This window comes from Pseudomonas sp. yb_9 (genome assembly GCF_043103635.1).
GTDB lineage: Bacteria > Pseudomonadota > Gammaproteobacteria > Pseudomonadales > Pseudomonadaceae > Aquipseudomonas > Aquipseudomonas monteilii.
The window spans coordinates 103,432-117,231 of the sequence record NZ_JBICKA010000043.1; the positions used below are offsets into that span (position 1 = coordinate 103,432).

At 57.8% G+C, this 13,800-nt stretch carries 13 protein-coding genes, 1 tRNA gene and 4 pseudogenes; 10 read left to right on the forward strand and 8 right to left on the reverse strand.

From position 1 onward, the window contains the following. Window positions 1–19: 19 nt before the first annotated feature. From pheT to ACF8MI_RS11660, 9 genes and pseudogenes are all read left to right on the forward strand, one after another. Complete coding sequence (gene pheT / locus ACF8MI_RS11620) at window positions 20–2,401, forward strand: phenylalanine--tRNA ligase subunit beta (protein WP_060497298.1); 2,382 nt, start codon at window positions 20–22, stop codon at window positions 2,399–2,401. Window positions 2,402–2,405: 4 nt separating this feature from the next. Further along, window positions 2,406–2,708, forward strand: a complete 303-nt coding sequence (gene ihfA / locus ACF8MI_RS11625) for an integration host factor subunit alpha (protein ID WP_003250679.1) — start codon at window positions 2,406–2,408, stop codon at window positions 2,706–2,708. Next, window positions 2,689–3,045, forward strand: a complete 357-nt coding sequence (locus tag ACF8MI_RS11630) for a MerR family transcriptional regulator (RefSeq protein WP_003250681.1) — start codon at window positions 2,689–2,691, stop codon at window positions 3,043–3,045. The genes ihfA and ACF8MI_RS11630 overlap by 20 nt, the downstream gene beginning before the upstream one ends. Window positions 3,046–3,150: 105 nt before the next feature. Beyond that, window positions 3,151–3,227 (forward strand) — tRNA-Pro (locus ACF8MI_RS11635). Window positions 3,228–3,522: 295 nt separating this feature from the next. Then, window positions 3,523–4,959, forward strand: a pseudogene (locus ACF8MI_RS11640) (IS1182 family transposase). Window positions 4,960–5,288: 329 nt separating this feature from the next. After that, entirely contained in the window at window positions 5,289–5,582 is a 294-nt protein-coding gene (locus ACF8MI_RS11645; protein WP_392517538.1) for a DUF6555 family protein, read from the forward strand. Between the two features lie 38 nt (window positions 5,583–5,620). After that, a complete protein-coding gene (locus ACF8MI_RS11650; RefSeq protein ID WP_392517539.1) occupies window positions 5,621–5,779 on the forward strand; it encodes a hypothetical protein in 159 nt (52 codons plus the stop codon). Window positions 5,780–5,807: 28 nt separating this feature from the next. Then, window positions 5,808–6,020 (forward strand): annotated as a pseudogene (locus ACF8MI_RS11655) (DUF2188 domain-containing protein); the annotation flags it as partial. A 515-nt stretch (window positions 6,021–6,535) separates the two neighbouring features. Then, window positions 6,536–6,976, forward strand: coding sequence for a response regulator (locus tag ACF8MI_RS11660; RefSeq protein WP_392517540.1), 441 nt, complete (start codon window positions 6,536–6,538; stop codon window positions 6,974–6,976). Between the two features lie 137 nt (window positions 6,977–7,113). Here the strand turns inward: ACF8MI_RS11660 and ACF8MI_RS11665 are convergent. The 3 genes and pseudogenes from ACF8MI_RS11665 to ACF8MI_RS11675 form a co-directional block, all read right to left on the reverse strand. Continuing rightward, window positions 7,114–7,338 (reverse strand): annotated as a pseudogene (locus ACF8MI_RS11665) (hypothetical protein); the annotation flags it as partial. A gap of 69 nt (window positions 7,339–7,407) precedes the next feature. After that, a complete protein-coding gene (locus tag ACF8MI_RS11670) occupies window positions 7,408–7,872 on the reverse strand; it encodes a hemerythrin domain-containing protein (RefSeq protein WP_392517541.1) in 465 nt (154 codons plus the stop codon). A gap of 456 nt (window positions 7,873–8,328) precedes the next feature. Next, window positions 8,329–8,832: a CinA family protein gene (locus ACF8MI_RS11675; protein ID WP_392517542.1), complete on the reverse strand. Its 504-nt coding sequence runs from the start codon at window positions 8,830–8,832 to the stop codon at window positions 8,329–8,331. Window positions 8,833–9,014: 182 nt separating this feature from the next. On the opposite strand from ACF8MI_RS11675, the gene ACF8MI_RS11680 reads away from it, so the two are divergent. Next, window positions 9,015–9,179, forward strand: coding sequence for a hypothetical protein (locus ACF8MI_RS11680; protein WP_392517543.1), 165 nt, complete (start codon window positions 9,015–9,017; stop codon window positions 9,177–9,179). Window positions 9,180–9,209: 30 nt separating this feature from the next. Here the strand turns inward: ACF8MI_RS11680 and ACF8MI_RS11685 are convergent. The 5 genes and pseudogenes from ACF8MI_RS11685 to ACF8MI_RS11705 all read right to left on the reverse strand — a co-directional run bounded on the left by ACF8MI_RS11685 (window position 9,210) and on the right by ACF8MI_RS11705 (window position 13,531). Further along, window positions 9,210–10,065: pseudogene (locus tag ACF8MI_RS11685) on the reverse strand (SDR family oxidoreductase). Window positions 10,066–10,096: 31 nt separating this feature from the next. Then, a complete protein-coding gene (locus tag ACF8MI_RS11690) occupies window positions 10,097–10,636 on the reverse strand; it encodes a type 1 glutamine amidotransferase domain-containing protein (protein WP_392517544.1) in 540 nt (179 codons plus the stop codon). An 83-nt stretch (window positions 10,637–10,719) separates the two neighbouring features. Next, on the reverse strand, window positions 10,720–12,048 hold the full coding sequence (locus ACF8MI_RS11695; RefSeq protein ID WP_392517545.1) for an SDR family oxidoreductase: 1,329 nt from the start codon (window positions 12,046–12,048) through the stop codon (window positions 10,720–10,722). Between the two features lie 33 nt (window positions 12,049–12,081). Next, window positions 12,082–12,315 carry a PLD nuclease N-terminal domain-containing protein gene (locus tag ACF8MI_RS11700; RefSeq protein WP_392517546.1) on the reverse strand — a complete coding sequence of 78 codons (234 nt, stop codon included), beginning with the start codon at window positions 12,313–12,315 and terminating at the stop codon, window positions 12,082–12,084. Window positions 12,316–12,328: 13 nt separating this feature from the next. Next, on the reverse strand, window positions 12,329–13,531 hold the full coding sequence (locus tag ACF8MI_RS11705) for a zinc-dependent alcohol dehydrogenase (protein ID WP_392517547.1): 1,203 nt from the start codon (window positions 13,529–13,531) through the stop codon (window positions 12,329–12,331). Window positions 13,532–13,800 lie beyond the last annotated feature (269 nt).

Below are 13,800 nucleotides of genomic sequence, written 5' to 3' on the forward strand. Positions count from 1 at the left end.
CAACTTTCAGGAGAACAGCATGAAATTCAGTGAACAGTGGCTGCGCGGTTGGGTAAACCCGCAAGTCTCCCGTGACGAACTGGTCGCCCGCCTGTCCATGGCTGGCCTCGAAGTCGACAGCGTAACCCCCGCTGCCGGCCAGTTCAGCGGCATTGTCGTGGGCGAAATCCTCGCCACCGAGCAGCACCCGGACGCCGACAAGCTGCGCGTGTGCCAGGTAAGCAACGGCCAGGAAACCTTCCAGGTCGTGTGCGGCGCCCCTAACGCCCGCCCAGGCATCAAGATCCCGTTCGCCATGATCGGTGCCGAACTGCCAGGCGACTTCAAGATCAAGAAGGCCAAGCTGCGCGGCGTCGAATCCTTCGGCATGCTGTGCTCGGCTGCCGAGCTGCAGATCAGCGAAGAAAACGATGGCCTGCTGGAGCTGGCTGCCGACGCCCCGGTTGGCGAAAACATTCGCACCTACCTGAGCCTGGACGACGCCAGCATCGAAATCGGCCTTACGCCGAACCGTGGTGACTGCCTGTCCATCGCCGGCCTGGCCCGCGACGTCAGCGCCCTGTACAACACCCCGGTCACCCGCCCGGTGGTGCCAGCCGTACCGGCTGCCCACGACGAAGTGCGCCCGGTCGAAGTCAGCGCCCCGGTCGCCTGCCCGCGCTACCTGGGCCGCGTTATCCGTAACGTCGACCTCAGCAAGCCCACCCCGCTGTGGATGGTTGAGCGCCTGCGCCGCAGCGACGTGCGCAGCATCGACGCCGCCGTCGACATCACCAACTACGTGATGCTCGAACTCGGCCAGCCGATGCACGCCTTCGACCTGGCAGAAATCAACGGCGGCATCCGCGTCCGCATGGCTGAAGAGGGCGAAAAACTCGTCCTGCTCGACGGCCAGGAAGTTGCCCTGCGCGCCGACACCCTGGTTATTGCCGACCACACCCGCGCCTTGGCCATCGCTGGCGTCATGGGTGGCGAGCACAGCGGTGTAAACACCGAAAAAACCCGCGACCTGTTCCTGGAAAGCGCCTTCTTCGAGCCGATTTCCGTCGCCGGTAAAGCCCGTTCCTACGGCCTGCACACCGATGCCTCGCACCGCTACGAGCGCGGCGTCGACTCGCAGCTGGCCCGCGAAGCCCTCGAGCGCGCCACCCAGCTGGTACTGGACATCGTCGGCGGCGAAGCCGGCCCGGTCGTCGAAGCCGTCAGCGAACAGCACCTGCCAAGCGTGGCCCCGGTCACCCTGCGTGACGAACGCATCACCCAGATGCTCGGCATGCAAATGGACCCCGCCCAGGTCGAGCAACTGCTCAACGCCCTGGAGCTGACCACGACCCGTGATGGGGAAGGGCAGTGGACTGTCACCGTCCCAAGCCACCGTTTCGACATCAGCCTGGAAGTGGACCTGATCGAAGAGCTGGCCCGCCTGTACGGGTACAACAACCTGCCGGTACGTTACCCGCAAGCCCGCCTGGCCCCACAAGGCAAGCCGGAAACCCGTGGTGACCTGCCAACCTTGCGCCGCCTGCTGGTTGCCCGCGGTTACCAGGAAGCCATCACCTACAGCTTCATCGACCCGAAACTGTTCGAACTGTTCAGCCCGGGCGTAGAGCCACTGCTGCTGGCCAACCCCATCTCCAGCGACATGGCCGCCATGCGCGCGTCCCTGTGGCCGGGCCTGGTCAAGGCGCTGCAGCACAACCTGAACCGCCAGCAAGACCGCGTGCGCCTGTTCGAAAGCGGCCTGCGCTTCGTCGGCCAGCTGGGCGACCTGCAACAGCAGCCAATGATCGCCGGCGTTATCACCGGTAGCCGCCTGCCAGAAGGCTGGGCCAACGGCCGCGACGGCGTCGACTTCTTCGACGTTAAAGCCGACGTGGAAGCCCTGCTGGGTTACTCCGGCGCGCTGAGCGACTTCACCTTCAGCGCCGGCAAGCACCCAGCCCTGCACCCAGGCCAAACCGCCGCCATCGAGCGTGATGGCAAGCTGGTCGGCTACCTTGGCGCCATCCACCCGGAGCTGGCCAAAGCCCTGGACCTGGACCGCCCGGTGTTCCTGTTTGAGCTGGTGTTGGGCGACGTGGTCGAGGGCCGCCTGCCGAAATTCCGCGAGCTGTCCAAGTTCCCGGAAACCCGTCGTGACCTGGCGTTGATTGCAGGACGTGATGTGCCTTCTAGCGCGGTGCTTGAATTAATTCGTGACAATGCAGGCGAATGGCTCACAGACCTCAGGCTGTTTGATGTCTACCAAGGTAAAGGCATTGATCCTGATAGAAAAAGCCTTGCCGTCGGCTTGACCTGGCAGCATCCATCGCGCACTCTTAACGACGATGAGGTGAACACTACCCTGCAAAACATCCTCACCTCGCTCGAACAAAGGTTGAACACCACGTTAAGGAAATAACGGCATGGGTGCTCTGACGAAAGCTGAGATGGCCGAAAGGCTGTACGAGGAGCTGGGGCTTAACAAGCGTGAGGCCAAGGAGCTGGTCGAGCTGTTTTTCGAAGAAATTCGGCACGCACTTGAAGAGAACGAGCAGGTGAAGCTGTCCGGTTTCGGCAACTTCGACCTCCGCGACAAACGCCAGCGGCCGGGCCGCAACCCCAAGACAGGGGAAGAGATCCCGATCACCGCACGGCGCGTCGTCACCTTTCGTCCAGGGCAGAAGTTGAAGGCCCGGGTTGAGGCCTATGCTGGAACCAAGCCATAACGACGAACTGCCCCCCATACCGGGTAAACGCTACTTCACCATTGGTGAAGTGAGCGAGCTGTGTGCGGTAAAGCCACACGTGCTGCGGTATTGGGAGCAGGAGTTCGACCAGCTTAACCCTGTGAAGCGGCGGGGTAACCGGCGGTATTACCAGCGGCAGGACGTGCTGATGATTCGCCAGATTCGTGCGCTGCTTTATGACCAGGGGTTCACCATTGGCGGGGCGCGGTTGCGGCTTTCCAGTGATGAGGCTAAGGATGAATCGAGCCAGTACAAGCAGCTGATTCGGCAGATGATTGTTGAATTGGAGGATGTGTTGGTCGTGTTGAAGAAGTGAGCTGGGCTTTTTCTGATGGGTGGAAATTTTTTTGAGAAAAAGGTTTCATTTATCAGAGAGTTAGGTTAGATTCTTCATCGTTCTCAGAGGTTATGAGAATGTAGTCGGGGCGTAGCGCAGCCCGGTAGCGCACTTGCATGGGGTGCAAGGGGTCGAGTGTTCGAATCACTCCGTCCCGACCAAAAAACTCCAAAAAATCCAGTCACTTAACGGTGTCTGGATTTTTTTATGCCTGATCGATTTTAGCTGGTCAGCAATTTTGCCCCACTTTTTGCCCCACCGAGATGTCGATTGAATTCCCATGCTGGTTCCACATCAGAATCCGGGAGTAGGGTTGCTCAGAACCGTTTAGCTCTATGGGTTGATGGTTAGATGCTTGGTCCGGTGAATCTAGAATGGCCGTTTTCGACCCAGGCTGTGTGAAAACCCCTGCGATTGTCTAACCTTCTGATCGTCGAGATCGTGGCGGGGACGATCATGAAACGGTTCATTGAAGGTGAGGCCCGGACGCAAGTCACGCTGCTGCCGGAGTGCCTGGATGATTAGATCACCGAAGAAAACCCAGTTCGGGTGGTCGACGTTTTCGTCGATGAACTCGACCTGGGAGCACTCGGCTTCGAGGGTGTCGATCCGGCTGCAACGGGTCGTCCGGCCTACCATCCAGCAGTCCTGCTGAAAATCTACATCTATGGCTATCTCAACCGAATTCAGTCCAGCCGCCGGCTTGAGCGAGAGGCAGAGCGCAATGTCGAGCTGATGTGGTTAACGGGCCGGTTGGCTCCCGACTTCAAAACGATTGCCGACTTTCGCCGGGACAACGGCAAAGCCATTCGCAGCGTGTGCCGGCAATTCGTAGTGCTGTGCCGCAATCTCAATCTTTTCTCCCAGTCAATCATTGCCATCGACGGCAGCAAATTCAAAGCCGTCAATAACCGCGACCGCAACTTCACCCAGGGCAAGATCAAGGCGCGCATGCAGCAGATCGAGCAGAGCATTGACCGCTATCTTGCGGCGATGGATTCGGCGGATCGGGCAGCGCCCGAGGTCGCCGAGGCCAAGACTGAACGGCTGAGCGAAAAAATAGAAAAGCTGAAACAGCAGATGACGAAGCTCAAGGACATTGAAGCGCAGCTTCACGCCAGCCCAGATCAGCAAATATCTCTTACCGATCCTGATGCACGCTCAATGGCCACGAGTGGCCGAGGTACTGGCACGGTTGGCTACAACGTACAAACAGCAGTCGATGACAAACACCATCTGATCATTGCTCATGAAGTCACCAATGTTGGCAATGACCGAACACAGTTGAGCAATATGGCGAACCAGGCACGCGAAGAGATCGGCGTTGAGTCGCTGACAGTGGTCGCCGACCGAGGCTATTACAAAGGTCCGGAGATCCTTGCTTGCGAGCAGGCCGGGATCACCACTTTTGTCCCGAAGCCGCTGACATCAAGCAGCAAAGCGGAAGGCCGATTCGGCAAGCAGGACTTCAGCTACATCGCTGCATCGGATGAATACCGATGCCCGGCGGATCAACTACTGACTCGCCGGCATTCTATGGTGGAAGACGGCATGTTGCTGCACTCCTACTGGTTCTCTGGCTGCCAAAGTTGCTCCATGCAGAAGCAGTGTACGACGGGTAAGGAACGCCGATTGAAGCGCTGGGAGCATGAAACGGTAGTCGAAGCGGTGCAGATCCGATTGGAGCATGACCCCGGAACGATGAAGGTTCGCCGGCAGACGGTGGAGCATCCCTTCGGAACGCTCAAATACTGGATGGGAAGCCCCCACTTCCTGACCAAAACCCTGCCGAGGGTAAGCACCGAGATGAGCCTTCACGTGCTTGCTTACAATCTCAAACGAATGATGAGCATCTTCGGCATCGCTGGGCTGATTGAGGCGATCAGGAAATGAGTCCAAGCGTTTTATGCGTCCGTATACGGCTATCTGGGCCGCTGCCGCGGCCCAGATAGCCCAGGCCGCGCCTAGTGCCCGACTGAGGTAGATCTGCACTTACATCTGCTGAATTTACAGGGGGCCAGCTTCTTTCGCTACTCGACGTACTTACTTGCGTTTTCACACAGCCTGGGTCGATAGCAGTCAAGTCTGCCGAGCATTCTCATTTCGCACTGGAGGTAGGTATTACGCGGACGATGGGATAAGCCTATGTCAGTTAATTTTTCAAATGGAATTTTTTGGCTCTGCGGCTGCTCCACTAAGGATGAAAATCAGGAGTGATTCTCGTGGCGAACGAACGGTTGTATGTAATCGAATATGAGCTTCACGGAGAGCGCCGCGCATTCATCATTCGCCTGGAAAAGATGGATAACACGGTCGCCTGGCATTGGGCCAGTTGCGATGCCGGCGTTGGCATCATCCCCAGATTCGGTCAGCAAAAAATTAAGCTGGTTACCCGCCCCGTGGCCGAGCGCTATGGCATTGCGCATGTGAAATGGCGGCTGGCTGGACAGGGCCCTGAATTCGTTCCTCAGCCTATTGATGTTGGGAAATTTTCAGGGGCTGCTGAAGGCACTTAATACCGGACAACCTGATCCATCAGCTTGGAGGTTTTACCATGCAACCGAAGACCGAGGGTACCGAAGAGAAGGGACCAAGCGACGTCCCCTACATTAACGACCCGGATAAGCCCACCTCCCCGCCCTTGAATGACGCTGACGCCACGGAAGCAGCGGAAGCCGAGGAAGACGTGCAGGATGATGGCCAGTCAATTTAGCTGGGAGGAGAAGACCATGGACAACTAACACCCTAGGCCGACGTCGGATGGATGGGAGTAAAAGAAAGCCGGTGTTGACCGGGCATCCAAGCGGGCTGCGACGAATCAGGAGCTGGTCATCATGCTGCCGGATTTCTTTGAAGGCAAAACGGTCTCTGTAAAAATTCAAAAAGCAGATGGCTCGATTGAGGAGGAGCGCACTTTCCCTCGCCCGGGTGACCCACGTCGAACCAAGGGCTGAACACTGTCAGAGTGCGTGATCTCGCAATCGATCTCACGAGCGGCGACAGCTTGTTCAGGTGGTTGCTCGCCAGTTTTCTGATGGGAAAACGGATACGCTTAAGCGTTGCTGTTCAGACCTATCGAGTCCTGTCTATCAGTACGGAGCGGGCACACTGGGCAAACTCGCTCGCTGCTCGCACTCGACGCTTGTCCGTCTGCTCGGACAGGGGGGTTATGCTCGTTATGATGAGACCACCGCCCGGCGTCTCCATGCACTGGCAAGCCGATTGGAAGACAAGTGCGCGGCTCAACTTAAGGCGCTGCAGGCTGGCGACCTTAGTAGTGAAGACTTCAAGCTTTGGATTTTGTCCTTTGAAGACATAGGCCCAAAGACCCTGGAGATCTTTTTGCGAGAGGTCCGGGCCATGTTTGGGAAGGTGAAGAGGATTGAATGGTGCATGGCCATATGCCGCCATGGACGTATGCAACAACGAGTGGAAAACTCAGTTCTTCCGCTATGGACAGGAGAGGTTGATGAAACTCGATGTAGAGGGTTTGTCACTGTCAGGGATGACAGTCGTTGTGGTAGAGGACGATGAAACGTTGCGAACGCTCTTGGTGGACATCCTGGTGGAGCTCGGCGCAGGCTGCGACGCTTTTGGCAATGCCGAAGATGCCTTGATCCACCTGATGGGTGTCAAAGGTGAGTGTTCCCTGATGGTTGTAGACCATGAGGTTCCCGGCAGTATCAAGGGAATGGAGTTCATCTCGATGGCGCATGAGAAGTGGTCTGGGTTACCTGCCATCCTCACCTCGGGCTATCAACTGGATGCTTCGCAAGTCACCCCTCCAGTAATCTACCTTTTCAAACCTTGGTCTCTCGATGAGCTGACCGCGGCGATAGAGCGGGCGCTCCCCAAGCAAGGACAGCATTCCACTCAATCATCGGGAGCTTCGTTTCCGGGGCGTTTCTAGGTCAGGTTCACCTTACGGTCTTTCTCGTGAATGATTCTGCGGCTGACACTCTCAGAGAAGGGCTTCTGCGTGCCTAAGTCAGTCAGGTCGTCTGGTGGGGTACCAGTTGCCCCCTGGCTCTTCTTCGTGGTTTTTTTGTTTTTCCTCCACCCCCGTAGATTCATGAGGAAAAGCACTACTTGCAGCACAATCAATCCCCAAGCTTCGGCCTGCCAGCCCCAGACTGACCACAGTAGGTTGCTGGCGATGAAGCAGCAGAAACCCACCATTCGTCGTCTAGGACGGTGCGAACCGATACACCAGGCTGCCAATACCGTGACCGCCATGGCAGGCCATTCCAGCAATTCGATCCAATTCTCCATCAGCCCCTATTCCAATCGTCAATTCATGACGCAATTGTCAGATCGCTAATCCGGCAACGCGCGTTTGATTCAAGCGGCGCGCTGTTCGCTCTTCAGCACTTTTTTGTGGGTCTCCATGGATTGTCCCAGCGCCTCCAATTGATCTTTACCGAGAAGCTTCTTCGCGGTGGGGAAGAGCTCACCTTCCTCTTCCTCGATGTGATGCTCAAGCAGCTCCTTCATCACCTTCACTCGACCGGCGAATTCGAGCGTGCCGGTTTCCGTATGAAGCAGGTCAGGGAGTACCAGTGAGTCAACTGTCCGGTGTTCTTCTTTGGCCTCGTAATACATCTTGGCCTCCTCTTTACCACCGGCTTCCTTGATCGCTGGATAGAGAATGTCCTCTTCCAACGCGGTGTGGATTTGCAGCTCTAGTTCGATGCGTTGCAGCAGATCAGCGCGTTTTTTTACGGCACGCTCAGTGGTCGATGAGAGTTCTTCCAGCAGTTTCTTGACTACCTTATGGTCTTGAATCAGCAGATCGATAGCATTCATGGAGGCACCTCGTCACGGGCGGAGAAATACTGACTTCCTAGGAGTTGAGTTGCCGACAACGGCAGGGTTCAACGATGATGATGATTGGCGTAAGGCCGATCTGTTTTAGCGCTCTGGCCCTTGACCGCCAATCGCCAGTGCGGCGCGCATTGCCGCGAGATGGGTCAAGCCCTGCGGCAGATTGCCAAAAAACTGCCGGTGGCTGGATGAACCATATCGGAGTAAACGCCGACGCAGTGATCAAGGCTGTTTGCCCTATGTTGGATTCGAGGATGTTGTCTCCCGTTAGCCGAGCTCGACGCATGCCGAAGACGCCGGCCAACCCAAATAAGACAATGACTACCAGCTCGTACCCACTCACACGCTCGAAGCGCCAAACGCGCTGTTGCATGGCCATGTCTTCCCGGAGAGGGTGCTGTCTGGACAACAATTCATCATCCGTCACAGTTATACCCCTCAGGCGCGCTCCCCACGTAGCCAGCGCTCGTGATAATGGATCAGCCGGGTGAGCCCATAGACGGCGCCGTCGTGCATGACCTGCGCTCGCTCTCCAAAAAATCGCTGGGTACGGGTAAACACGGCAATCGGCTCGCCGGCGAACGCCCACGCGAAGCACAGCGTGCCGGGTAAAACTCCTGATGCTGGGCCAGGCCCGGCTACCCCCGTCGTTGCAATAACGACGTTGGCATCGCTGTCTTTCAATGCTCCTAGTGCCATTTCCCAGGCAACTGGCTCGCTAGTCAGCCCGTACCGTTCGATAGTTTCCGCACTCACACCTAGCAGCCGCTTCTTGGCGGAGGGCGAATACACGACGTAGCCGCTTTCCAGTACCTCGCCCGTACCTGGGAAGGCCGCCAACAAAGCGACCATGCAGCCTGCTGTACATGACTCGGCAGTGGTGAGTACCAGGTGGTGGTCTTTGAGATAGCCGAGCACGGCCAGTACGGGATCACTTGCCATCTTGGTGTCGACTCGTTGTTTTGCGGTGGACGTATCCGTCAGGTAAATGGTTCACCGGTTTAGCGCAGGTTCGCTTGGTTTCTTGACCTGAACTTTATTGCCCGTGTGGACATCAATGTAGGGAACACGGAGCCGTGCTCCGAACCGCGATTTGAATGATAGACATAAGGGTAGGGGAGGCCATGAAAAAGCACACCGACGCCGGGCATACACCGCAGGAACCGTCAAAACCACAGGGTGAAGAAGAACGCGACCACGATGCGCATCGACCGGATGGCTCGTCAGGCACTGATCATGACTCCACCGCGCAGAAAACAGCGCGGCATGAAGGGGAGAAGAAGCACTGAGGCCAGTAATATCTGGCCTCAGCAATGCCTTCAGTGGATGGGTTTGCCGCCGGTTACCCCATAGCGTGAGCCCGAGATGTAACTCGCTTCATCGGAGCCCAGCAAGACGTAGATCGGCGATACTTCCACAGGTTGTCCTGGCCGCCCATCGGGTAGCTCGAACCGAAGTTCCTGACGGCTTCATCGGGCATGGTGGCAGGGATCAACGGTGTCCAAATCGGCCCGGGCGCCACGCTATTGACCCGAATGCCTTTCTTGCCAAGTGATTGAGCCAGGCCCGCAGTGAAATTGGCAATGGCCCCCTTGGTGGCGGCATACGCCAACAGGCTGGGTGACGGGTCGTCGGAGTTGACCGAGCTGGTGTTGATGATCGAGCCGCCTTTGGGCATCGAGGGCAACGCGCGCTGGCAAATGCGGAAAATGGCGGTGATGTTGGTATCGAAGGTCTTTACCCATTCATCATCGTCAATCTCGTCCAGGCCCTCATGAGCCATCTGGAACGCGGCGTTGTTCACCAGAATATCGATACGACCAAACTGCGCCACGGTCTTGTCGACGATGTCGTAGCAATGCTGTTTCTGCGCTAGGTCGCCTGGCAGCAACAGGCATTGGCGGCCAGCAGCCTCAACCCAGCGCGCGGTTTCTTTCGCATCTTCATGTTCATCCAGGTAGGAAATGGCAACGTCAGCGCCCTCCCGAGCGTAGGCAATAGCTACTGCGCGCCCGATGCCGCTATCGGCGCCGGTAATCAAGGCGATTTGCCTTCCAGGCGATTGTTGCCGGTGTAGGTCTGCTCACCACAGTCCGGATAGGGCTCCATCTGGCGTTGAGAACCGGGAACGCTTTGCGGTTGCGACGGGAATGGAGGGGTAGGGTACTCGCTCATGGTGAAAGCTCCTGCAGTTTCGAACGCGAAATCAGCCGGCCAATGCCTTGATCAACTGCTCATTAAATGCCGGAATATCGTCGGGCTGGCGGCTGGTGATCAGGTTGCCGTCCACCACCACCTGCTCATCCACCCAATTGCCACCCGCATTGCGAATGTCGTCCTGCAATGTCTTGTAGCTGGTCATCCGCTTGCCCTTGGCCAAACCACTGGACACCAGCAGCCAGGCACCGTGACAGATGACGGCCAGCGGCTTGCCAGCCGCGTCATGGCTCTTCACCAGTTTTTGCGCACCGGGGATCAGCCGGATGGTGTCGGAGTTCTGCACGCCGCCAGGCAGCACCAATGCGTCGTAGAGGTCGAGGTGGGCAGCGTCGAACGTCGCATCAACGGCGAATTCGTCGGCGGGCTTGTCATGGTTCCAGCCACGAACCACACCTTCCTTTTCACCTAGAATATCGACCACCGCACCGCTGTTTTCCAAGGCTTCACGTGGGCCCGTCAGCTCTACCTGCTCGAAGCCATCGGTGACCAGAAAGGCCACGCGCTTGCCGTTCAGTTGTGCACTCATCGTTCATCTCCTCGTACCGATAGGCCTCATATAGGGGCCGGCACCGGCAGGCAAAGTTCCTGCGCGATGCTGAGTGGTTCAAATCAGCGGCGCTTGCGCGAGGTGCGAGAAATGACTAACCCGGCAATGATGCCGAGGACTGCCGCACTCACTAACAACGGCTTGTTGTCTTTGCGGTTTCGCCAGCCGCCGTCCACGCTGCGTCGGCTACTGGGTGGCTCGAACAGATTGCCCGATGAAATCGCTGCACTGGGACTGCGGCTCAAGCCCCAGCGTGTCAGCCATCCGGAAAGCAGCGGTAGTCCTGGAACCAGGAAGCTGGCCAGATGGGCGACGCGGGCGGCGGCGCCGACTGTAGTGTGCGCACGAGGGGAAATAGCGCATGCCACCATGGCCTTTGCCACCAATTCGGGATCATAGATCGGCCCAGGCGGGGTCAGGATGTGGCCGGTGTAGTTGCCCCCATCTCTGAAGCCCGGCGTGTCCATGACCGCTGGGTAGATGTCGCAGACATGGATGTCGGGAAATTCCGTCAACTCTCCCCGCAACGCGTCGGTCAGGCCACGCAGGCCGAATTTGCTTGCCGAGTACGCCGCTGCATAGGGCTGGGCAATCCAGCTGCCGAGTGACAGCGTGTTGATCAGGGTGCCACTACGCTGCGCCTTGAAGTAGGGCAGGGCCACATGGGCGCCGCGCAGGTAACCGACCAGGTCGGTTTGAATGACCTGTTCATGCGCCTCCAATGGCGTGTCCTCGAAACTGCCGACCGCGCCAACGCCGGCGTTGTTGACCCAGATATCGATCCTTCCTTGGCCAAATTCGGCGGCCTGCTCGGCCAGTGCTTGCACCTCGTCGCTGCGGGTCACGTCGGTGGTGATTGCCACGGCGTCCGTCCCGCAATCGGTACACTCGTCCAAAACATCGAACAGCGCTTCTTCATCGCGTGCGGCCAGCACCAGGCGAGCACCTTTGCAGGCAAACGCATGCGCGGCGGCCCTGCCTATGCCGCTTGAAGCGCCGGTGATGACCACCACTTTGCCGCGCAACGGGCCTTTTGTCGGTGCTGGGCGTGACGGCTCGGCTGGCGGTGGATCTTGCTCCGGCTCGTCAGCCGCCGACGCGAGGATGGAACTGGCTTCTATCCTCGAAAGCTCAAGGGCCGTGCCGTCGATCAGCACCAATTTCAGCCCCTCGAGGGTGCCTGCCACCCGATCCGGGAAGACTGGCTCGCCTTCCGCATCCAGGCTGTCATAGATGAACTTTGTCCCTTCGAGCCAGCCGACAGCCGTCAGCAGTTCAGGGCCAAGGTAGTATTTTCCATCCAGAAAGAAACCGGGAAATTGATGGGCGCGCTCGACGTTCTCTACGCTGTAGCGTTCGCCTAATTTCATGCCTGTCGCTTGATCAATCATGTTGCAACCCCCTATAGGTGGTGCTCAGAAATGTCAGCCTTTGCTGTGCTCGTCAGAAGTGGGCCCAGAGCCTCGCTTGATGCCTCGCGGGCCAGCAACGCCCCAGATACCCAGTCCAACAAGCGGTAGCGCCACGATCAGTAGAGCCCAGGCGGCCTTGACCTTATCCGTCTTGTCGCTCCTGAATACGCTCACGATGGCCCACAGGTCGATGAATAAGAGAATTGCCGCTACGGCAATCCAGAAGTAGCTGGCGAGACCGTTCATGACCTTGACTCCTTTACACGTAGTCACGGCCTAAGGTGCCCGCCACAGCGCCTGGCACGAGGATAACCTTGCGGCAATTGTCCTGCTTTTGATCGAACATCTTGTAGCCCATGGCCGCTTCTTCGAGTGCCAGGCGGTGGGTGACGATCAGTTCCGGTTGCAGGCGTCCTGCTTCGATGTGCTCCAGCAGTTCGGGTAGGTATTTCTGGACATGGGTCTGGCCCATCTTGAAGGTAAGTCCCTTGTCGAAGGCATCGCCGAACATGAAGGCATGGATAAAGCCGGCGTACACACCCGGGACGCTGACAACGCCGCCACGACGCACGGCAGCAATGCTCTGGCGCAGCGCTTTGCCACTGCTGCCTTCAATCTTCAGTGCCGTCATCACCGTTTCGGCAGTGCTGCCTTTGGCCTCGAAACCGACCGCATCGATCACCGCGTCAACGCCGCGCATACCTGGCGTCTGACGGATGATGCTGTCTGCAGGATCGTCGTCCTGCTCGAAGTTGATGGGGACAACCCCGTAAGCGTCACGGGCATATACCAGTCGGTAATCATTGTCATCGACCATGAAAATGGTCTGCGCACCGAGCATTCGTGCACAGGCGGCACTCAGCAGACCCACTGGCCCGGCGCCGTAGATGGCCACCGATGAACCCTGGCCAATTTCGGCATTAATGACCGCCTGCCAAGCGGTAGGCAGAATATCAGACAGGAAAAGCACCTTGTCATCGGCGAGGTCAGTAGGGACTTTGAAGGGGCCCACATTACCTTTGGGTACCCTGACGTAGTCAGCTTGACCGCCAGGGATACCGCCATAGAGATGGCTGTATCCAAACAGCGCCGCGCCTGGCGGAATGGCCTTCTTGTTGATGATTGAGCCGCGCCCAGTGTTGGTGGTTTCGCAGGCGGCAAACAGATCGTGCTGACAGAAGAAGCAACTGCCGCAGGCGATAACAAAGGGAATCACCACTCGGTCGCCAATCTGTAGATCAGTGACTGCACTTCCGGTGTCCTCGACGATTCCCATGAACTCGTGGCCGAAGATATCCCCTGCTTCGGTTTGCGGAATCTTGCCTCGATACAGATGTAGGTCTGAACCGCAGATCGCTGTGGCGGTGACCCTAAGGATAATGTCGTCTGCTTGTTCAATGATGGGATCAGGGACGTTATCGACCCTGACGTCGTGTGCTCCGTGGTAGGTCAGCGCTCTCATACACGTCAGCTCCTGCAGCCGTAAGGTTTGTGGGCGGGTATGCAGGGGAAGCCATGTCGAGTATCAAAGTTCAGACCAACGAGTCAGACGGTAAGGATCTCTGACTTTGGGCAAGATGACAGAACGGACGAGTCACGGTGGCCTTCTGAAGTGTCGGCGCTTCTCCCCGCTGGTCAGCGGGGAGAAAATGAGAGGCTAACTATCCTCTGGAGGGTAAGGTTGGGCCCAAACTCTCAGCGAGCGGTACGTAGAGGATGACCAATCAACCA

Bases quoted from the DNA above. Each gene is read 5' to 3' on its own strand.
- ACF8MI_RS11700 (WP_392517546.1), bottom strand. From the start codon at position 12,315: ATGAACGGTCTCGCCAGCTACTTCTGGATTGCCGTAGCGGCAATTCTC.
- ACF8MI_RS11660 (WP_392517540.1), top strand. From the start codon at position 6,536: ATGAAACTCGATGTAGAGGGTTTGTCACTGTCAGGGATGACAGTCGTT.
- pheT (WP_060497298.1), top strand. From the start codon at position 20: ATGAAATTCAGTGAACAGTGGCTGCGCGGTTGGGTAAACCCGCAAGTC.
- ACF8MI_RS11670 (WP_392517541.1), bottom strand. From the start codon at position 7,872: ATGAATGCTATCGATCTGCTGATTCAAGACCATAAGGTAGTCAAGAAA.
- ACF8MI_RS11650 (WP_392517539.1), top strand. From the start codon at position 5,621: ATGCAACCGAAGACCGAGGGTACCGAAGAGAAGGGACCAAGCGACGTC.
- ACF8MI_RS11695 (WP_392517545.1), bottom strand. From the start codon at position 12,048: ATGATTGATCAAGCGACAGGCATGAAATTAGGCGAACGCTACAGCGTA.
- ihfA (WP_003250679.1), top strand. From the start codon at position 2,406: ATGGGTGCTCTGACGAAAGCTGAGATGGCCGAAAGGCTGTACGAGGAG.
- ACF8MI_RS11690 (WP_392517544.1), bottom strand. From the start codon at position 10,636: ATGAGTGCACAACTGAACGGCAAGCGCGTGGCCTTTCTGGTCACCGAT.
- ACF8MI_RS11680 (WP_392517543.1), top strand. From the start codon at position 9,015: ATGAAAAAGCACACCGACGCCGGGCATACACCGCAGGAACCGTCAAAA.
- ACF8MI_RS11675 (WP_392517542.1), bottom strand. From the start codon at position 8,832: ATGGCAAGTGATCCCGTACTGGCCGTGCTCGGCTATCTCAAAGACCAC.
- ACF8MI_RS11630 (WP_003250681.1), top strand. From the start codon at position 2,689: ATGCTGGAACCAAGCCATAACGACGAACTGCCCCCCATACCGGGTAAA.
- ACF8MI_RS11705 (WP_392517547.1), bottom strand. From the start codon at position 13,531: ATGAGAGCGCTGACCTACCACGGAGCACACGACGTCAGGGTCGATAAC.